This window comes from Lacunimicrobium album (assembly GCF_052161635.1).
Lineage (GTDB): Bacteria > Planctomycetota > Planctomycetia > Planctomycetales > Planctomycetaceae > SXPC01.
Window position 1 is genome coordinate 5,171,570 of record NZ_CP197413.1, and the last position, 20,817, is coordinate 5,192,386.

Below are 20,817 nucleotides of genomic sequence, written 5' to 3' on the forward strand. Positions count from 1 at the left end.
TCCCTTGAGGGGAGAAGGTGCCCGAAGGGCGGATGAGGGTGGGGCATAGGCACTAATCAGCGATCATTGCATTAAACGCCACAGGCACTTTCGCCAAGCCCCCCTACCACCCCAACGACATATTCGTCTCAATCGCCTTCTGCGCCTCCGTCAAATCCACCCCCGTATCCAGCATATACAGCCGAATCGCATGAACCTTGTCCCCCTTCGCCTTCGCTAAGCAATCACGAGCCGTATCACAGGGCTCCTGCTGACTATCCAGCCCCAGCAACCGCTTCGAAATGACCCACAAATCGCGTGGCCGCTTATGCACCCGGACAATCTCCTCCTCCGGATAATTCTCGGCGGCGTGCCCACGAGCCTCCTCCTCGGTTTGGGCCCAGGCGATCATGATGTGTGCATTGGTTTCAATTTCAAACAGCGGCATCGAACACCCCTTTCCGATGGACTAGTTTCCCCGCAGCCAACACGATCATACCGTCCACACCTCAACTCGCAATCAAACATTCTCAGAACAATTCACCCACCCTCGACTTCACTCGCGAACCGACAAACTTGCAGATTCGGACAAGATTGGTGTGCTGAAAGTCGAACAGGTGATCGACGTTGCAACTGAGAGTGAATCGCTCGCAACTTCAGAGCTGATCCTGGTTGTTTCGAAAGCTCCCGTATCTCTTCGGGATCCACAATAAAATGAAGCGTGGGCGAATTGTGCCCACGCTTCTCGTCAGCATTCAATGACTTCAGCCACCACTGAGGTCAATTGATCGAATACCCCGAATAGGGCGTTTCTTTTTTGCTGGGACCGCGGCCCTGCTCTGCTGCTCAACTTTAGGTAATGCCAAAAAAATAGTGGCGACATACCTCAAGTGTCCCATATGAGAGACGGCACGCTTGTAATCCTCGCGTGCCTCTTCTTCGATCGAATCAGGACGTGAGTTGTGTAAAACTCGATCGACGATGTAGCATGGCCCATCATCTCTCAAATCATACAACTGCATTTCCTCTCCGACCCTGGGGACTGTGGCCAGCCAAGCAAAGACTTCCGCATCCAGCTGCTCTTGAATATTGCCGTGTCGATAAGGCTTCAAGACTCGAACGGGAAACCATCCTCGCTCTGCATGCTCCTGACTCAATGAAATCATTTCATCACTCCGTTCAAATTTGACCGACGTTGCTCCATTCCTCCGTCGCTCGAAAGAAAAAGTTGGGGCATCGCGTTCCTGCTTACCCCGAAACAGTTGCACTCTTCACTGAATTCGCTTTTTCAAAATTGACCTTTCGCGAGGGGGCGGCGTAACGTCACCACGGTTGACGGCATCGAGGTCGACACCTCGAATCGGGTGATCAACACAAAAGGCGATTGCGTCCAGATGGTCAGGACTTCTTTGATAGCGAGAGACGATTCCGTGTTTTTTCAGGTGAAATGTGTCGTAACTTGGGACGTTTGCAGCCGCAGATAATTTCGATCCATCAGATCCGCCACCGATGAGAAGCAATTCACCAGTTGCACGTGTATCAAGCCATTGTTGAATTAATGGCTGCAGCTCCGTCATACATCACCTTCACAATGTCCGACCTCTAGCCCCTTCCCTGGTCAGAAAAAGCCGCGTCCACGCGGCTTGACATCCGTTTCCCATCTCCTGGACTAGCGGATGCTTTGTCCGATAGTCTTTTCGCCCATTTAGTGGCTCGGCTTCATCAGAGCCACAAGAAGAAACCCGCCGGGAAAATGAAGTTGAAACCGGAATTAGACCCCAAATTGCCCAAGAGCAAAAAGCCTAACTCACCTTCATTCCGCAGCGGGGCATTCTCGATCGAAACTCATACGCGCAGCAAAAAAGTGACAGCGCTGGGACTCGAACCCAGGACCAACGGATTAAAAGTCCGTTGCTCTACCGACTGAGCTACGCTGTCAATTCACCTGATGATCGTCGAAACGACCGTCACGCGAAGTGTGACAGATTATTGCACAAAAGGTTGAATTGCAACCCTCGGCGTCATCTCGAAAGACAACTTCCCTCGAAAAAGGTTCGCGACGTAAGTCACGATACACGCACATCTTGTCACATTAAACACAGAGAAATCCTGCCCCGATTTCCTTCCGGAATTCTCAAGTAAACCGCTTCCACCAGGACGACTTCACTGCATCAGACGCTGATTTCCTGGCTGGCACTGCTCCGCGCGGGATTCCTGAGGAGATGACTTCCTTCTCAGGCAACAAAACGCAACTCAATTCCCCCGACAGTCCGCCCGTCGTATCGCAAAGAATCTTCCGATCTCGAAACTGGACCTCCGGAAAACGAACGTGACCGGAAACCACCGTCTTCACGCAGTCTCTCGGAGCACCCTGCTCACTAAACGCCGGCTCGCAAAGCCACGGCGGTCGCGAGACCGACATGTCCGGTCGACGCAACGCCTGCACCTGCGACTCGTATGTCATGTAAGGATCCAGCCCCGCATGCACAAACAGATAACGCGGATGCTCAACACACCACGGCATGATCATCAGCAGCATCGCATGTTCTTCAGGGACTGCGGAAATCAGTCCCTTCATGTCTCCATGAGGAACTCCATACGAAGCAAATGTCGTCTCGCTGTCGTAATGGTCAACCCAGCGTTCCGCCCAGTTGGCAAACGAGGGCGTATCCACCAGACCCATCGCAGCAGCCATTCCGAAATCATGGTTACCAGCAACACAGGTCACTTTCTTGAACTCATCCATCATCTCCAGGACGAGTTCCACACCGCCACGCGGATCCGGCCCGCGATCAACTAGGTCTCCGATAAAAACGATCCAGCGGTCACCGATATCAGGCAGGTTGCGAAGCTTTTCGCGGACTGCTCTGAGCTGATCAACTTGTCCATGCAGGTCACCAATGACAGCGACCGGCCCCTCAATCTCACTCGAAAACATTCCGCCCTCGTTGTTACCCGCGTCCGATGCTGGGCGTGCACGTGATCCAGACGCAATCTCAACGATTCGCTCTAAAAGCGACACCCTTCCTGAGGGCCATCTTGAGTCAACGTCAGGATCTCTGGTCCGTCCTCCGTGAGCAAAATCGTATGCTCAAACTGAGCTGACAGCATACCATCTGCTGTTCTCACCGTCCAACCGTCCCTTGGATCAAGAGTCGTTTGGTGCGTTCCACCGTTGAGCATCGGCTCCACTGTAAAACAAACCCCAGGAGGAAGGATTTGGTTCTTCGTATGTTGGTGGGGATAGTGCGGAATTCCTGGTTCCTGATGGAATTTTCGGCCTATCCCATGTCCCTGGTAATCTCGTACCACCGAATAACCCAGAGGATGGGCAAAATCGGTAATCGCGCGGCTGATCTCATAGATCGAACAAAACGGCTTGATCGCTCGTATGCCAACGAACAGAGCATCAAATGTTGTCTGAACAAGTCGCCTCGCAGCGGTCGAGGTTTCCCCAATCATGAACGTCTCAGACTGATCGCCATACCACCCGTCGACGATCGTCGTCAGGTCCAGGTTGACGATATCCCCGTCCCGCAAAATCGTATTGCTCGGAATCCCATGACAAACAACATTGTTGATGCTCGTGCAGATCGTATTGGGATAGCCTTTATATCCCAGGCAGGCAGGGATGTGCCCATGATCGCGCGTGTAATCATGAACCAGTCGATCCAGCTCGATCGTGCGAACACCCGGACGGACAAACTCGCGTACGAAGTCCATCAACTGAGCGTTGAATCGACCTGCCCTGCGAAGCCCCTCCCGCTCGGTGCTCGTGTAAACGGGATACTGCTTTCGACGGTAGGTACGAAGCGACATGAGATTCCAACCTCAAAACGATGTAGTCTTAACTCGTCGTTTATAACACATCGGATTCTCGATTCGCTAGCAGCTGTCACGTTTTTTCAACGTCTCTGAGCCATGAGTCATTTGACCGTGAAACTTTGAACCAACCGGCTCGTTTGCAAACCTGCCCGCTTCACGCGAAGATACCCGACATGCCCTCGTCCCTGCCACCATCGAAATCCAAACTCGAACTGCTCGACAACCACCAGCGCTGCTGGATCTGGGGGAAGAACACCGTCCTCGAAACCCTGCGCGCCGGCCACTGGAAAATCTGGGAACTCCATTACGATCACTCCCTGCCCGCCTCCGTCATCCAGGAACTCACGATGCTCGCTTTCAAGCTGAAAACGATGCTCGTGAAAAGCGACTCATCGTCTCTCGAAAAGCAGTGCAAATCCAGCGAACACCAGGGCCTCATCGCCAAGATGGCTCCCTTTCCCTATGCCTCCTTCGACGACCTGACAACTCTGATCGCCACCAAACAATCCTGCTCCATTCTCCTGCTCGATCGCATCCAGGACCCCTTCAACTTCGGCGGCATCATCCGCTCCGCCGCAGGACTCGGTACAGCCGCGATCCTCATTGGCCAGAACTCCCAGTCAGGTGTCAACAGCCTGACCGCCCGCGCCTCGTCGGGCATCGTCAATCACATTCCCATCGTCCGTGTCCCTGATCTTCGCGAATCACTCACGAAGCTCAAATCCCTGCAGCTCTCCATCTACGCCACCTCAGGCCACAAGAGCGCTGCTCTTCTCAATACAATCTCATTCGCCCCACGTCACATCATCATGATCGGCAGCGAAGCCCACGGCCTCAGTGATGACCTGATTTCCCAAGCCCATGCCATCGTCAAGATTCCCCTCTCCTCAACCGTCGAATCCTTGAACGCCGCCGTCGCCGCTGGCATCATCTGTTACGAAGCCCAACGACAACGTGGCTTCGCCTGACGATCAACTCGCTCGAAAGCACCTCATGACTCCGCTCACACTGACCAACCCACACAGCGTCCTCGCGGCCCTCGAATCCCGTCCTCAAGACGTCAGCGAAATCAGTCTCTCCACCGGGCAGGCAGATGGCCTCTGGCAGAAAGTCGCTGACATCGCCCGCAGACACAACATCGCAGTCACAACCGGCTTCGTCGACCGCTCACCACGAAATAAACCACGCGAGAAATTCGGCCGCATCAGTGCCTACAGCGCCCAGGTCATGCCCAAAGCCCATTCCAGCCTGAGCCAATTCATCATCACCAAGCCTCCCATCCCAGACACGTACCCACTCTTCCTCGTCCTCGACTGCCTTCAGGATCCACACAACGTCGGCGCCATCTTCCGGACCGCCGCCTTTTTTAATGTCTCAGGTATCATCGTCACCAAAGACCGCTCCGCCCCGCTGACCCACGTCGTCTATGACGTCGCCTCCGGCGGCATGGAAGTTGTCCCCTTCACAGTCGTCACGAACCTGTCTCGCGCACTGGAAGAGTTACGAAAAGCAGATATCTGGACGCTCGGCACCTCCGAACACGCCCCCTTAAGCTACAACGAAATCAAAAAAGACCGCTCGTGGGCCCTCATCATCGGCAACGAAGAAACAGGGATTCGTCGTTTGACGAAGGATCTCTGCGACGAGGTCTGTGCAATTCCGACAACAAGCAAAGTCGGATCTCTCAATGCATCGGTGGCAGCGGGCATTCTGATCGCCCGCTTTGCCCCCAGTACTCCAGCTGGCTAACAACATTCAGTCGCTGTTTTCGACCAGATGTGTTGGCGATTGTCCGCCCTGCCAGTTCAGCTTCATCGCGTTGTCATCGATCTTCATACCAAAGTCAGTGTTCGTCGGACGCAGAACTTCATTGGCTTGATCCCACGCCGTCACAGAACCTTCTTCGTAACCCGACTGATACCCTGCCAGCCAGAGTTGAATACAGGCCCAGCTGCAGAACAGGAATCCACCGAAAACCAAAAGTGTTCGCTTCATGCGACACCCCCTTCTTTTCTAAGTGACAAAAATACTTTGAATCTCCTCGTTGCCATCCGTTATTAGGAAAATCAATCCCAAGGACGCAGCAACGATTAGTCATCCTGATACATCGATAACAAATCCTGTGCGCATTAACAAGAAATTCATAATACGCACATGCAAATCTTAATAGAGTTCTATCCATTACGTCAATTAGCAATTCCGCCCACTTCCACAAGTCCAACAGCACCAACGCGTTACTAAATTTTCCAGCCAATTCGTCACTCGACAGAATGTAAGAACGACAACTGTAAGCATCTGTATCCGTAGCAAACCACGCGTAAACCACCGTTGATGGCAGCTCATCAGCCACATGCACCCTGAGCGTTCAGAAGGCAGATTGCCTCATGACGTGATGAGAACTTGCGCACTTCGTATGATCACTGCGCCAGCAAAACGTCCTCAAAATTGATCTGCTTAATAAACGGTGCACGCAGAATATTCGCATCCGACGAGATCACACTCGCCAGCCACGGCCGTCCCAGTGAAATTTGTGACCACGTTCTCAGCCCAAAACCCGCCCAAGTTTGCTCACTCACTTGAGCCTTCACATTCTCCGCCAGACGACTCATCGTCGCCGGGATCAGATTCGGTTCCGGGCCCAGGTGCAGAATCATCTCCACATCACTCCCCAGGAGGACCTGAATCGCCTGCCATAACCGCTGCGGGTGATCAACCCAGTCGATCAAATGCTCGCGCGCCGTTCCTTCGACATAACTTTTCCGCCCCGTCACACACGAGAGAATCGGCGGATGCGGGATCGTAAACCCCCCCGGCGTCTTCTCTAATGTCACGGCCGCACGATCCGGCAGACACGCCTGTCTGACAATCGGCGTATGCAGCGGCGGCCATCGATCCGGGTTCTTCTTCAGATGCGTTCCCCTGGGAAGCTGCTGTTCCATCAGTTCTTTAAAACGATCAACCGTGTCGTTCTGCCCCAACAACAACACCGTATTCGGCGACAAATACGTCGAGATCGAAATCGTTCCCTTCCCCTCCGCTGTGATCTCCTGGCACATCCGGCCGATCTTCATGAAATCCATCACGCGGGCACGAGAAAAAAGAATTCCCATGGTGACATTATCAGCCAGACGGGCTGCATCATCCGCCATCTGAAGAATCGGCGTCATCACATCTTCATACCGAAAAATCCCAGCTGCAATGACAGCAGTCACCTCACCCAGACTATACCCGAACAGGCAATTGACCTGTTTGAGATCCACATCAAACAACCGCTCCAGCATCTCAATCTGGGCCAGTTCAACTGCCACGATCATCGCGACATCAGCAGCATACGTCGCCATCGAAGACGGTGCGCCCGATTCAATACGCTCGATCAGAGAACAGGGTCGGTTCAGCGTCGCATCCGCATGGGCAGACGCCTGCTTCAAATGCGGCAGAAGAATCTCGCGATAACGCTCATCGGCCAGCAGCTCACGAGTACGACCAACATTGGTGGTATTGTATCCCCGAAACGTCACAACGACTCGATCCAGCCGCTGCTTCAGATCATCGATGGTCATCGCGCTTCCTACTCAACGATAGCAATTCAGTACGACTGCAGTTCAGTCGCCTCTATTTATCCCGTGACAACAAAAGCCTGATAGTAGAATAGCAGCCCGGTGACCGATGTCCCAACCAAATCAATGACACTCGCCCAGCCGAGCACCTTATGCAGACGGCTGTTCGCCCCTGGAATCGGCGGCCTGGGAAATTTCAGGAGCGCATTCACAACGGTCGCAATCCACAGCAGCGGAGTCGAAATTGCAAACACCAGATGCACTCTCAGCATCTGCCTTACAAATGCTAACTGCTCACCTTCAAGACGCGTCGGCTCACCGACTTTATTGACGATCGCCAGCCACCCGCCATGCAGCTGCATGTCAAGTTCAAACGCGCCGACAGCAAAGATCAGCACAAAGAAAATCGCCAGCTGATGCTTTTTATGCAGCAGATAGTTCCGCTTCACCTTCACCAGATACAAGCTGTAAAGCAGCCAGGGCACGATAAGCACGAGCGCCGTCACCACCACGTCGAGCATCAGCGATGCGTCGTAGCCCAGAAATCCATTCTTCAGAACCTCGTTCATGCCTCGTCCCTGTTCGTCGTGAACCCGCTGATCGCCTTCCGAGCGTTTCGCTCATCGACGTGATTGACATTATGCGAATAACTAAAATCAATCAATGACACCCTGCATTTCCACTTGCAGTCAAACGCCTTCAAAAACACCTGTCACCAGATGTCCGCCAAACCCCGCCGAGAGTTTTAACAGATAAGGCGTCTCGATCGTTCGTGGTGAAACCATGATGACATCAACGGGTGACGCCCGGTCAATATGCACACATCCCGTCGTTGCAGGAGAGGTTCCCGAGACAACAGCCTGAATCGCATAAACCAGTTCCACCGCACCAGCCGCTCCCAGCAAATGCCCCAACGCCCCTTTAAACCCGACACACGGCGTCTGTCTTCCCAGCACTCGTGACACCGCCTGCATCTCGAGCAGATCGTTATCCCGCGTCGCCGTCCCATGTAGATTCACCAGACCGATCTGCTCGCGCGGAACCCCCGCTCGCGCCAAGGTCCGTTTCAACAACTCGACATAATCCTCCGACGCATCAGCCAGGCTCGTCAGATCACTCGCCGTCGAAAGGTTTTCTCCCCCCAGGTAACGAACCAGCGGACGCTGATGAGGATGCAGACTCGTCGCACGCTGCAGCACAACCGCCCCCGCACCCTCTCCAATGACAAACCCATCCCGATCCCGATCAAACGGCCTGCACGCGGCTTTGGGATCGGCACTCTTCGAGAGAATCCCCAGCTTGCGATATGAACCAACAACAATCTCCACCAGCGAAGCATCCACACTCCCCGCGATCACCACATCGCAGACCCCCGCTTCAATCAGCCTCGCCCCCTGCTGCACCGCCAGCATCCCGGTCGCACACGCAGCCACGGGAGTCTCGACCGCACCACAAACACCAAACGCCTCCGCAATCCTCACCGCCGGCGATGACAACTGACTACGAGACCACAGCTTCTTAAGTGTCTCGGAATCCCCTTCTCGTGAAACTTCCGTCAAATACGAAGTCAAACTTCGCAGCCCAGCCTTACTCGTTCCAAAGATAACTCCAACGCGATCTGGATCAACATTCCCGACACCCAGTCCGGCATGCGTCCAAGCTTCCCGCGCCGCCTGAAGCGCCATCTCTTCAACCGGCTCACCATCCGACGCAAACGCCACCGGCGCACCAAGAGCCCGCGTTCCCAGTTCTAATTCGACATCCCGGATACCAGTCTCGCCCGCCAGCAGACGTTCGAAACTCGACGGCACATCCCAGCCAAGCGGGCTGACAACTCCCAGTCCCGTCACAACAACATCACATCGCGATGGACCAGATTGTGACGGATTCATGGAACAACAAAAACTTCAGCAATGGCAGCCAAATCAGCGGCTTCCGAATTTGTCCTCAGGTCCTCACAGGAACCAGGAAAACGGTTTAACGACGCAGGCTCGAACGGCAGATCCCAAACAGAATTCCGCTAAAACACGCCACAACAAGAATAATATCAATCACCATGCCCGACCCGGAACGAGCCGCAACGCGCGAAACGCCCTCCTGCGCCAGCAGTTCCATGGTGGCCAGACTCACTTCAGAGGCAAAAATTGTCGTCAGCATCATCATGACTTTCTCACGGACCCGGCGAAAGAAATACGCATGCTAGTTTACCAGAGCCACTGCCATTGCAAGCCTGACTTTGACAGACTCCCCCACCGAAAATAGAAAAAAGCCAGCCGTCTGCAGTTTGAACCGCATCCAGCAGGCTTTTAATAAGCTCAGATCATCTCTTTATGTAGGGTGCTGGTGAGGCTCCGCGAACCGCACCAAATGCGGCATCAATTCTCGTTTTTAGCGAGGCGCCGGTGTGACAACTTTCTCTTTTTCACCAGAAACGCTTTGAACAGCAGAATCCGCCGCGTTGACATTCCAGTTGGAAACGGACCACTCAGGGTAGGTTTCCACAACTGATTGTCCAAGGTCTTTCAGGACATCGCGAAACGCAGCGGTCGTCATATTGCTGTTGGTCACGCTACGCTGCATCACGAAACGTCGGTTGGCTGCAATGTAAGCAAAGAACTTGCCATTGCCCAGTTTGTCATTGCGAGCCAGCAGACGCAGCAACGCATTGCGAGGAACTTCGCTCGATGACTTTGGCAGTTCATCCAGCCAGGCCATCACCCATACCGAGCTGCCATCAGCACTCAAAACGGCTGACATCGACAGAACCCACTCTTCCTTGTTGACCATGGCTTTGAATTCGAAGTCATAGCGAGTCTGCTCTTTCTTCGGCTTCAGCCCCAGTTCGGTCAGGACATTCCCCAGCGCGTCTTCCGACAGACCGCCAGCAGGAATCACGACAGGAATCGTCGACGCCACAGGAGCAGCCGCAGGCGGTGGACTCGCCGGTGCAGCAGGGGGTTGTGCAGAAACAGGAACGCTGATGGAAAGCGCAACGCTCACACACAGAAACGAGATTGCGCGAAACAGTCGAGGCATCTGGACACTCCTTTGTCCGACATTCTTGATCATTCATGGCCCGCTCGATCTCGATTTCTCAAGACCGCTCGGCAGCCGCGAAGTGTATTCTCACTTGGGCCTCATGGCCAAGATCACTTTCTGAATTTTATCATATCAGAGAAACATTCGCTTACTTATAGTTCATCGGCACGGGCTGAGAAAGTGCCTCCAGCGGAGACGCCACCATCGGTCGGGCCCCCGGATGCTGGATCTGAGCCGGCTCTTGATTTCGCTTAAATGCCTTCGGCTCTGAATGTCCGCCCGCAGGCATCACTCCCAGTGGAGTTGCCAGCAGACTCGGCTCTTCCTGATCCTGATAGACCGCATGGAAGACCTGCTGAGACCCGCCAGTATGGGCTCCATCGAACCCAGAAGGATCGAAGCCTGCAGGTGAGCCCGCACGCGGAGCGTTCGCCGTTTCCTTACCCTGCTGAGCTCTCATGCCCGGCAAAGGGGACAGCGTGTTCGATGGGACTTCGTTCGAGACAGTCGCGATCTGCTGAGACGTCGAGTTCCCGTACGCCAGCTGCATTCTCATCGCCTGCTTCATCGCGACAGGAGTCCCTGCACTCGTCGGCAGCATCGCATCGTTGATCTGATAAACGCCATTCTCCAGCGTCAGGTGAATCTGAGCACCATTCTGCGGTGTTCCCAGTGAGACAAGCGCTCCACTCCGGTCGGTCTTGAAGTCCACCAGAGGTTGAGTGATCTGACCGACAATATCCGACTGAATGAACGGAACACTGTCCGCCTGCAGCCACACACGTCGTCGGAAGTCTTCCGAAGAGATGTTACGAACCCGGTTGATATTGTTGCTGTGCATCGCATACGCAAATTCATAGATCGGAGTCAGAACAGCCAGGCGTTCTTTCATCGACTCCAACTTGTCGCCAGATTTCACTTGAATGTCATCCACCAGCCATTGATCAGTTCGTTCACGCAACAGGTAAATCAGCTCATGATTCCCTTGTCGAACGGTCACTTCGGTCAGGCGACCACGAAAGTCACTGCTGACGATTTCCGGATGGCCTTCTCGCAGTTCCTGCGCGGGCACCATCTGGAATGTTTCAAGTGTCATCCGGTTCCAGACCTGCTGATTCAGTTCCGAGGTCGACAGGTTCCGCAGTAACGCCATGTTCGATTCATGGTAAGCATCATGATAAAGATTCACGACAGACGTCGCAGTCAGTAACGCACTCAGCTTCTTCTCCTGAGCCAGCTGCATGTCATAGATCGTCGCATCATCGACATAATAGCCAGAAGCATCTTCCGCGTTGGTATGTACCTTCAATTTCAATCGCAGGATTTGCGTCGGCATTTCGAGAATGAAGTCCGCATGCTGATCGATCTCGGTGATCTCGAACCGGGCGTCCGGCTCAAAACCAGTCGGCAGTTTCACAAACGCAGGATTCGATGGAGCAATCGTATTCTTGTAGAACGAAGGCGTCGTCAAACCAGCCAGTTCTTTTTTATCTGCTTCACCGAAGTTCTTCAAAAACGCCAGCGACCGGTTGATCACCATCGCTCGTTTTCGAAGGGAGTCGATTTTCTGACCGCTGTTACGCGAGTCCTTCTGAAGATCTTCCACGACCCATTTTTCGTTTTCTTCTTTCATGCTCACCATCAGCTTGCCATCAGGCTGGGTGAACGTCACGACGGCATTGTGTCGATTGATTTCCGCTGACGGACGAGACGAAGAAGCACTGGTCGTCGAGCCGATCAACTGCTTATTCAGTCGTGCCATGAACATCGGCGGCAGCGGCTCCAGGGCCGTTCGCAATTCAGGATCAACCGAAGCAAGAATGCGTTCCCGATCCCCGCTCGACCAGGTATCCGTGAAGTCACGAATCGCAGTCAGCAGTCGCATCTGCTCAGAAACACTCTTCGTGACGTATTGACCATTCTGGCGTTGAGACAGATAGACTTCATCAATCCGCCAGTAATCTCCTCGCTTGTTGCTCGTCAGCTTGCACATCATCTTGCGCTTCGACTCGCCAACTTCAACCGTGATGTTCTTCTCGGTTTCCGAGACTTCCTCAGTCTTGGTCACCTTGACCTCACCCGTCGGCAGCTTCAACAGCGCCAGATCATCCATCGACTGTGGATGCGGAAACGCGTGAGCAGCCAGGGCAGGCGTCATCGTCTCCTTGATCTTCGCGACGTCCTTCGCTGCCAGACCTTCGCAGAAGGTCCTGATCATGATCTCATCTTCTTTTCCATTAAAGCCCATAGCCATGGAAGCCATGTCAGGAAAAGCCGCACAGCCGACAGCATGCGCCAGCATGGAGGCAATCAGAAGGGTCGAAAGACAGCGAGCCAGCATGGGCGGGCGTCCTTAATTTGAAAAAACTAGACGTGGAGGTGCCAGGTGAAGGGCAGATTTTTGGAAGGGATCGCACTCTGTCACAACTCGTTTTTTCGGTCAAGCACCTTTCAGCAGCACCACAGCGAATGGTAGAAGTTGCATCAACTTTCCGCACACACTGTCTCATTTCGCTCCCACCTCAGCCGGCAGCGATGCATCAGAGTCTCCGTTTGACAATCAGGTAGACGCTTCAATCGTCTTCTTGAGTTCCACGATTTCTGCCAAAAATTCCAACACCACATTTTCGTCCAGGTGCTTCTCCACCAGCTCCGTCGCTGCTGCACACAACTTCTCAACTTTCGTCGCCGCCGCCTTGTTCTTCTGCTTCATCGCCTCTTTCACCGAGTTCACTCGCACGACAGTGATTTCCTGCAACAGCTGACGAGACGTCGGAAAAGCCTTCAGCTCCATCTCCATTTCATCCAGCGCCCTCAAGTCACCTTCCTTCCCCGCTTTCCTCGCCGTCGCCATCAAAACTGCGCGTCTCGCGACCAGATCAACCAGCTCCGTCTCTAAGGTCTGAAGATCCCCTTCGACCCCCAGTCTGACGAGATCATTCGGAACCTCCAGTTGCACAGACTTCGCGCTCCCCACCATCAGAGGAACCTTCGCTAGGATTGATTCACCACTGATCACGTTCACCGTGACAATCGGCTGCTCACCTTGCGAGACGAGATTCAAAGCCCCTGTCCGCGACGTATAACCCTGTTGCAGAATCTGCGGAACGACCTCCTCAGCAGATTTGATCGGCTTCTCGACAGGTACCGTTTTGACGAGATACCCCGCCAGCCGAGACTTGTTCTCATCGCGACGAATGAATGTGATTTCCGTCGCCGGGAAATTCGCTCTCAATCGATAAGCATACGTCTCCACACGACGTCGCCGCCCACTCAGAATCCCGCGATACGCCGAAACAACGGTCCCATCGACTTTCGACCGATCCTTCTGCTCAACCTTCAGATACGTCCAGGGAATAAACTCACGATTGAGCAGCTTCCCTTTGCGATCAAGGTAAAAGTTGACCGGAGCATAATACTCCCCCGCTTTAATGAGCCCGTCACCCGCTTCCTCGTGCTCCAGCTCCCCACCCTTGAGAACCGCGATAAACTGATCACCCTCGCCCCTCTCCAGCTTCATCAACCGACGATAAGCATGATCAATCGCCGTTGTAACATCCGAAGCAAGAAAGCCTCTCAAACTACTCGTCCCGCTCACCACATCCGATGTGCTCTCAAGAAACCAGTCATACTCGATCACCTGATAACTCGTCCCGCTCCCTGTCCCCGACAAAACAACCACAAACGTCTTATCAAACGGCTTACTTCCATCCTCTTGACGAGCTGACGGATCCAAGAAATACACCAGCCGATCCGCACTCAGCTCGAATCGATCCAGCGTCAGCATTTGAAAACGAATCGTCGTCTGCCACCCAGGCCCGTTACCACGCGCCAGCTGCAAACCAAGCTCCCGCTGAAACCGCTCCGTCTCCAGCGACGGCGCGATGCTCGGCGCAATCCCGATGATAACCTCGATTTTCTCCCGGGCACTCGCGAATGCTTCCATCCTCCGCTCCGCAACAGGATCGACAGCAAACGCCCTCGAACCTGCCGCCAGCAGACAAATCGCCATCAGACTCCTCAGGAACCAACACATCAAAAACTCTTCGACTGCAGGAATCTCAACGTTGAACACTCATGGTGTGACCGACAATACTCTCGGACGCAATGACCACCGCTCAACCTGGTGATAAGGCGTCAACGGCGTCAAATGAAACCCCTGGACGTGATTTCCAAACACAGCATACTGGTCAACCTCCCACAACGGGATCAGAAACACCTCGCGCGCCAGATCCTGATGGATCTCACGCGCCAGCTTCTCCGCCGTCACCCGATCCGGAGCTTTCTCCAGAGACAGCAGCTTGACCCTCAGCCACGCCGGAAAGTTTATCAGATCCTCGATCTCCGCATCACTCTTCATCGTCAGCATCGGCCAAAGTTCCGTCAATGGCTCATACATCCGCAGCTCCCGATACACCACGTCATACGCCACCGGGCCGCTCTGCTTCCCATCATCCCTGAGAAGCTCCACCCCGATCCCCAACCGACGCCATCCCTCAGCAATCTGAGTCGCCATCTTGATGGCAGTCGGCTCGTTGGGAACAAGAAACTTCAACGGCGGTAGCGGCTTGTCATTCGGATTCTGTGACGTCAGCAACAGCGCCAGCGAAGTCGCAGGAGAATACGGCGCCAATTCCACCAGCTTGTTATACGACGAGGACGCCGTAAATCCCGGCCCGCTCACCAGCCGCCCGTAACGCTGATAATTCCCAACCTCCAGCAGTTCCCCCAGCAGACGCTCCCGATTGATCGAATACTGCAAGACCCGCCGCATCACCGACCGCTTGAAATAGGGACTCTCCAGATGAAACTGGAGCACCGTCGTCTTCGGCACCGCCCACTTCTGCACAAAGAATTTCCCATCCTCGCGAAACTGCTCGACCAGAAACGGCGGAGCATCCGGAATGTAATCCAGATCGCCACGCTTCATCATCTCAGTCGCTTCCAGAGGAGACGTCACCAGCTGCTCCTGAATCTCCGCGACATGAAAATCCAGCGTATCCGCAGGCTCTGCCTTCGAGCGGATATACCGAGCCGCCCCTCCGAATTCCCCCGCATACTTGAACCGCTGCGTATTAACCTTGCGCGAAGAATAGTCGAGACGCACAACCTCATCATTAGCAGACACTGTGGCAACCTCAACCTCAGACTCGTTCCTGGCAGCCATCAAAAAGCTCGCAAACACTGCCTCAGGAGCAACCGGAATCGCAGCCAGTGAAATCCGCAAACGCTGAGAATCCAGCGGCTCGATGTGACGAATAAAACTCGACAGGCGCTCGTTGTACCCGCTCGAACCCTGCTCAAACAAAGGCCGCATCGCGCGAGAAAGCTCCTGCGCATCCAGCGTGGAATACGTCTCATACGGCTGACGGTCTGTCTTCAAGACCAGCAGATACTCTCGCCCCAGATCAGTCGGAATCCAGTCTTCCAGATAAGCCGAATCAAACAGCACCGCCTGATTCTGAAAGCTGTGCGGTCGAAAAAATGGCTCACGCGTCAGGTCATCGATACGACGCGTTTCCAGACTCGGATACGGCAAAGCCGACTTTACCGTTGGAACCCCAAAGACCCCCGCCCGCAGAATCTGATAACGAGTCGATGCCCGACGAAACGCAGACGACAGCCCCGGCGTATCAGGCCAGATCCGGATCGCCTTCGTCATCGTGACATAACCCTGCTCGGGATGCCCACTCGAGTACTGAGAAAGCCCCTCGCCCATCAGCTTCGTCGCCTGAGCAATCAGACGCCCCGCCTCGTCCGTAACCACACTGTTGCGCGGATACATCCCCTTCAGACGATTCAGAAAAAAACGCGCCTGAATAAAGTCCTCGCGCGCAACCGAATCATTGATCGCCGCCCGAGTAACATCCGCCGTCGTCGTTTCCAGCAGCGGAGCATCGCTTTTGATGACCCGCAGTTCATCAAGCCGGGACAACGCTTCCTCAAACCTCTTCGACGCCGAAATACTCTTGGCTTCATCCAGCATCAATCGGACATAAGCATCCTGAATGCCAGGCCAGGTCAATTTGCTCTTAAAGAAATCCTCCAGCGTCGAGATCTTCCGACCTTCAACAGCATCGAAATTCAAGCGTGTCACATCGCGCTCGATCGATCGCGACAGCAGATCAAACGCTTCCCCCCAGCGACCTTCTTCCTTCAGCTTCTCGACCTTCAGCAGCAGCAGGTCTTCAAAATACAAAACCTTATCGATCAGCCTCGTTTCCAGAAGAAACTCCGGCGACACCAGATCCGGATCAGGCAGCGTCACCTGCAGAGAATTCAGCTCCTCCCGTCGTCGTCTCCATTCGACCTGCAGATCTTCGCGCGTCGGACGCTGATTGACGAGCTTCTTGATTTCTTCATCCAGCGACGCGAGCACTCCCGGACGAGGATAAATCGGCTGGACGATCAACACACGTCCGCTTTTCAACAGAATCCAGTCCAGCGCCTTGCCGGTATTCAGTTCTTCGAAACTCGGAAGCTCCATCTCGGCAAACAGCGGCAGGTCGTCCTGGGTCGAGGTGTCCTCAGCCTTCTCTACCTGAGCCACACAGTCGGAACTTGGCGTGACAGCCAGGATCACCGCCAGGAGAACCAGTCCCCAGACACGATGATACCATCCCGACCTGTCGACTCCCCGCGCCATCACTCCTGTCTCCTCATAGAGACTGGAACAGAATTCGCCGGCAAATTCAACACACAAGTACTCCCATCCACCGTCGGAACAAGCAGCATTGATCCGATCCACAGAGGCTCACCCTCCAGCAGCTGCGCCAGAAACGCCGTCCCCTTCACCTGCCCGTTCCCTCGATCATGCTTGGTGACCAAACCTTGAGGAAATAGACAAAGCAGTTCATTGTTCACCGCAACACACGCCATCGGGAATGATTTCCAGTTCACCTTCCCCGACCATTTCTTCTCCGGGCGCTCATTGGTGAACTCGTAAAACTCCACCGACTTTTCACCCGCACAGGCGAGGAATCCCCCATTCGTCGCGATCACCGACTGCACCGCTCCCGCTGCCGAACGAATCTCGTCAATCAGCTGAAGATTCCGGGCATCAAAGATCCGCAGCGCACCATCCAGCGCAGAAACCGCCACCGCAGCCTTCTCCGGCAGGTACTTCTCGTACAGAAACCCCGACATCTCCACCATCGATTTCTTCACAAACCCCAGCTTCGGCTCACGACGCATCTCATACGCCATCAACCGCCCGGCATCATCCACGACCAGCAGATTCTCGTTATCAATAACATGCAGCGCATGCCACTTCGAGGCACCACCAGCCCCCACGATTTCATCCTTCACCGCCCCCGTCAGATCGGTGACAACAATCTTCCCCCCAACCGGCAACAACAGCAGCCCACTCATCGAAACAGGAGCAGCTTCCAAGCCCCCCGGGAGCGCAATTGTCTTTTGAATCTGCCCCGCCGCATTGATAATCCACAACTGCGGCTGCGCCCCCGTCGTCCAGACAGCCAGCTCCCCGGTGGTGAGTTCACTCGCATTGAACGCCCCAGTCACCCCCTTCGGCCGCTTGATGACCGCAGCCGGCGTCTTCTGAAACGGGCTTCCAAAAATCCGGTCCAGACTCGATCGATGAATACTCCCATCTTCCGTCACCGCGACCAGACCATTCTCATCGCGCGGATCGCGCGTCCAGGCCAGGATTCGCCCCGCATGATCCAGCTTCCATTCACTCGTCAGACTCTCACGATCAAACTGACTGGTCGTCGCACTATTCTGATCGTTGGCAAGGAACGTCGTATAAAGATCATTCGACGACGACTGAATCGGCTGAATCGTCCGCCCCAGAGGAATCGTTCTTTCATCGGTCGTAATCGCATCGGTGGTCAGTTGATAGCGTCGTAGCTGACTGCCACTCACCCACACCCGATTATTCGGGCCAGCCGAGAGAAACAGTTCACTCTCCAGCCCCGTCTGCAGTTGATACCCCGCCAATCGCGCCAGCGCCGTCTGCCCCACAACATCCGAAACAGAAATCGCAAACAGCTGCTCCGGACGCGTTGGCACAAACAGGATGTTCCCGCGCAACAGCGCCGGATCATGCATCTCACCTTCCAGATCAAGTCGACCCGCAATCGGCAATCCCTTCTCTGGCTGACGCGTATCGAGCGCGGTCACCCGACTCCGATTCCCCGCAAGATTCTCAAACGCCAGGATATTCCCCCCCGCAGACACAAACGGCCCTGCCATCGAAGCAGGTGCATGCCCGTAATAAATCGCCCTCACCGGCTGCAACGGACGACGCCGAAGGATGTAAATCACCTCCGCATCCCCCGCGACCGCAAAATGCTCCTGGTCCGCCATCAGACACGGCGGTCCCTTCAGCTTCTGCGAAAACTGCAACGTCACCAAAAGTCGCCCCGTCTCCACATCGATCTGATACAGCCTCGCCGAGCGACTCGCCAGATAGATCTGACCTTCCAGCACCAGCGGTGCATCATCAATCTCGTCTTCCAGCGACTGACGCCAGATCAACTGACCCGTTCGTTGTTCAATCAATTCCAGATCGCGATTCCGCGTATTGACCAGCAGGTAGCCCGGACGCCCCCCGCTGATCGGAATCGGAAAGAACGGCAGGTTCACCCCGACCGGTCGACGCCACACCGGATCTCCCGTCAGCGCGTCGATCCCCAGCAAAGAATCCTTGTGATGCGAAATCACCACCTTCCCCGTCGAACGACGATCAGAACGTGATCGCGACTGCGCAACAAACGTACTCACAACCGCATTGGCCACCTTCACATCATACCCGACCGCAGAAATCGTCGTGTCATCAATCAAAGTCGCCGTCTGTTCAATCTCCAGCAGTTTCGCCTGACGAACGCCCACATCCTTCTGGTTGGCAAGCTCCGGATATCGAGCCAGCAGTTCCCGTCGAATCCGAAACCCTTCCATCGTATTCTGATTCGCAATCTGTACATCCAGCGCAGCGAGCGCAGCCACCAGCGTATCCTGACGAATGATCGCAGCCACCGACTGACGACGAGCCTCTTCAATCCGTCGCAACCGCTGACGACGCTCCTCCCCTTCCGGCGCATACCGCTGCCAGACAGAAACCGCTTCATCGCTCACCGGCAGCAGATCTCTATTCATCGTACGACCCGCATCAACTGCAGCCCCTTCAGCGATCTTGTAACTGATCACTTCAAACCGCGGAGTCAGATCGTCATCACTGTTAAACGACGCAGCATTCTCAATGAACGCCTTCAACTGCCCCAGCCCATCGACCCAGTTATTCGCACCCCCGCCAATCTGACTGTCAATTCGCGTCTCCGCCAGAGAGATCTTCGCCTGAGGAGTCAGACGGTGACTCGGGTAATCGTTGAGAAAGTCTTCATACAACTTGATCGCTTGAGGATAATTCCCCTGCTCGCGCTGAGTATCAGCAGTCTTCAATTGCGAATCGGCAATGCTGCGCATAATGAGGAACCCATACGTCCCCGCCACCAGCAGCAGGATGACAACTAGCCCCCCCAGCCCCATCACCAGCGGCGACCGCATCGGATCTTCTTCGCCCGGACGATACCCCCGTGCCCGTCGATCCCGGTCACGGTCACGATCCTGACTCCCATCTCGCGAACTACGACCCGCCCCCGGCTCCTCCACAGATCGCTCAGAATGTTTCGCAGACAGCTTTTCAAACGGATCCAGAGGATCCGACCCCACCTCAGCCGCCTCTCTCTCTTCCTCTCGCTTCGACTTTTTCTCCGCCCGCTCCGCGCGACGCTTCAACGTCCCCGGATCGACCCCGCCACTCTGACCCGCCTGCTGCTCCTTCTCAATCTCCGGCAGCAACGTCTCCTTCTCCAGCCGCATCGCCGACTTCGGCTTCAACTCAACGCGTCGCTCCATCTTCTCTTTTTGACGAAACGTCGGCACGACTTCCGAATCCGTCAGCGGCTTCAAAAAATCATCGTCGTCTTTCTCGATTCGCGCTGCTTTTTCCTGTTCGAGGACTTCTTCTCGTTCGGGATCACTGAAAGAAATGACGGTCTTACCGACCTTCAGCTTCATCCCCGGCTCAAGTGCCTGAAACCGCACCAGCTCCCCATCAACCTCAATCCCCTGCGGATTCGCAGACACCGCCTCATACGCAGACCCATTCCACGAAATCCGGCAGTGCATCGTCGCCACCCCGGAATCATCGATCACCACATCATTCGTCGCATGCGACCCGATCGTGATCGGACTCTTCTTGGAGAGCTCAACCGTTTCGTTTCCCAATGCTGTCTGAATCTTCAAACTCGCCATCACTCAATCCTTGAGTTAAATCTTATCCGTGGAAAATCCGCCCGTACCATACGACCGCCAACCCTCAGACAGGCATTTCACTGCCTATCATGTCCAAAACCACCCCTTTACCTCAATACCCATTTCCCCAACTTCTTCC

At 54.7% G+C, this 20,817-nt stretch carries 17 protein-coding genes and 1 tRNA gene; 2 read left to right on the forward strand and 16 right to left on the reverse strand.

Annotated features, from left to right (window positions below; translation table 11 throughout):
• Positions 1 to 103: 103 nt before the first annotated feature.
• The 6 genes from SH248x_RS20780 to map form a co-directional block, all read right to left on the reverse strand.
• Positions 104 to 427 (reverse strand): DUF6793 family protein, encoded by a 324-nt coding sequence (locus tag SH248x_RS20780; RefSeq protein ID WP_459556246.1) that lies wholly within the window; start codon positions 425 to 427, stop codon positions 104 to 106.
• A gap of 316 nt (positions 428 to 743) precedes the next feature.
• Positions 744 to 1,145, reverse strand: coding sequence for a hypothetical protein (locus SH248x_RS20785; protein ID WP_459556247.1), 402 nt, complete (start codon positions 1,143 to 1,145; stop codon positions 744 to 746).
• Between the two features lie 105 nt (positions 1,146 to 1,250).
• Positions 1,251 to 1,556 carry a hypothetical protein gene (locus SH248x_RS20790; RefSeq protein WP_459556248.1) on the reverse strand — a complete coding sequence of 102 codons (306 nt, stop codon included), beginning with the start codon at positions 1,554 to 1,556 and terminating at the stop codon, positions 1,251 to 1,253.
• 288 nt (positions 1,557 to 1,844) lie between these two features.
• Positions 1,845 to 1,917: transfer RNA gene (locus SH248x_RS20795), tRNA-Lys, on the reverse strand.
• Positions 1,918 to 2,113: 196 nt separating this feature from the next.
• Entirely contained in the window at positions 2,114 to 2,917 is an 804-nt protein-coding gene (locus SH248x_RS20800; protein ID WP_459556249.1) for a metallophosphoesterase family protein, read from the reverse strand.
• A 71-nt stretch (positions 2,918 to 2,988) separates the two neighbouring features.
• Positions 2,989 to 3,798 carry a type I methionyl aminopeptidase gene (map, locus tag SH248x_RS20805; protein ID WP_459556250.1) on the reverse strand — a complete coding sequence of 270 codons (810 nt, stop codon included), beginning with the start codon at positions 3,796 to 3,798 and terminating at the stop codon, positions 2,989 to 2,991.
• Between the two features lie 179 nt (positions 3,799 to 3,977).
• On the opposite strand from map, the gene rlmB (SH248x_RS20810) reads away from it, so the two are divergent.
• Positions 3,978 to 4,772 (forward strand): TrmH family RNA methyltransferase, encoded by a 795-nt coding sequence (rlmB, locus tag SH248x_RS20810; RefSeq protein WP_459556251.1) that lies wholly within the window; start codon positions 3,978 to 3,980, stop codon positions 4,770 to 4,772.
• A gap of 25 nt (positions 4,773 to 4,797) precedes the next feature.
• Positions 4,798 to 5,553 (forward strand): TrmH family RNA methyltransferase, encoded by a 756-nt coding sequence (rlmB, locus tag SH248x_RS20815; protein WP_459556252.1) that lies wholly within the window; start codon positions 4,798 to 4,800, stop codon positions 5,551 to 5,553.
• A gap of 6 nt (positions 5,554 to 5,559) precedes the next feature.
• Here rlmB (SH248x_RS20815) and SH248x_RS20820 read toward each other — a convergent pair whose 3' ends face one another.
• From SH248x_RS20820 to SH248x_RS20865, 10 genes are all read right to left on the reverse strand, one after another.
• Positions 5,560 to 5,799 carry a hypothetical protein gene (locus SH248x_RS20820; RefSeq protein ID WP_459556253.1) on the reverse strand — a complete coding sequence of 80 codons (240 nt, stop codon included), beginning with the start codon at positions 5,797 to 5,799 and terminating at the stop codon, positions 5,560 to 5,562.
• Between the two features lie 422 nt (positions 5,800 to 6,221).
• On the reverse strand, positions 6,222 to 7,364 hold the full coding sequence (locus SH248x_RS20825) for a hypothetical protein (protein ID WP_459556254.1): 1,143 nt from the start codon (positions 7,362 to 7,364) through the stop codon (positions 6,222 to 6,224).
• Positions 7,365 to 7,420: 56 nt separating this feature from the next.
• Positions 7,421 to 7,930 carry a DUF420 domain-containing protein gene (locus SH248x_RS20830; RefSeq protein WP_459556255.1) on the reverse strand — a complete coding sequence of 170 codons (510 nt, stop codon included), beginning with the start codon at positions 7,928 to 7,930 and terminating at the stop codon, positions 7,421 to 7,423.
• Between the two features lie 120 nt (positions 7,931 to 8,050).
• The gene (locus SH248x_RS20835; protein WP_459556256.1) at positions 8,051 to 9,253 is read right to left on the reverse strand and encodes a beta-ketoacyl-[acyl-carrier-protein] synthase family protein; all 1,203 of its coding nucleotides are present in this window, start codon (positions 9,251 to 9,253) and stop codon (positions 8,051 to 8,053) included.
• A gap of 85 nt (positions 9,254 to 9,338) precedes the next feature.
• Positions 9,339 to 9,524 carry a hypothetical protein gene (locus SH248x_RS20840; RefSeq protein ID WP_459556257.1) on the reverse strand — a complete coding sequence of 62 codons (186 nt, stop codon included), beginning with the start codon at positions 9,522 to 9,524 and terminating at the stop codon, positions 9,339 to 9,341.
• A gap of 225 nt (positions 9,525 to 9,749) precedes the next feature.
• Positions 9,750 to 10,397 (reverse strand): hypothetical protein, encoded by a 648-nt coding sequence (locus tag SH248x_RS20845; RefSeq protein WP_459556258.1) that lies wholly within the window; start codon positions 10,395 to 10,397, stop codon positions 9,750 to 9,752.
• Between the two features lie 151 nt (positions 10,398 to 10,548).
• Entirely contained in the window at positions 10,549 to 12,741 is a 2,193-nt protein-coding gene (locus tag SH248x_RS20850; protein ID WP_459556259.1) for a hypothetical protein, read from the reverse strand.
• Between the two features lie 219 nt (positions 12,742 to 12,960).
• Positions 12,961 to 14,412, reverse strand: a complete 1,452-nt coding sequence (locus SH248x_RS20855; RefSeq protein ID WP_459556260.1) for a hypothetical protein — start codon at positions 14,410 to 14,412, stop codon at positions 12,961 to 12,963.
• A gap of 63 nt (positions 14,413 to 14,475) precedes the next feature.
• Positions 14,476 to 17,046, reverse strand: a complete 2,571-nt coding sequence (locus tag SH248x_RS20860) for an ABC transporter substrate-binding protein (protein ID WP_459556261.1) — start codon at positions 17,044 to 17,046, stop codon at positions 14,476 to 14,478.
• Positions 17,046 to 20,678: an outer membrane protein assembly factor BamB family protein gene (locus SH248x_RS20865; RefSeq protein ID WP_459556262.1), complete on the reverse strand. Its 3,633-nt coding sequence runs from the start codon at positions 20,676 to 20,678 to the stop codon at positions 17,046 to 17,048. The genes SH248x_RS20860 and SH248x_RS20865 overlap by 1 nt, the downstream gene beginning before the upstream one ends.
• Positions 20,679 to 20,817 lie beyond the last annotated feature (139 nt).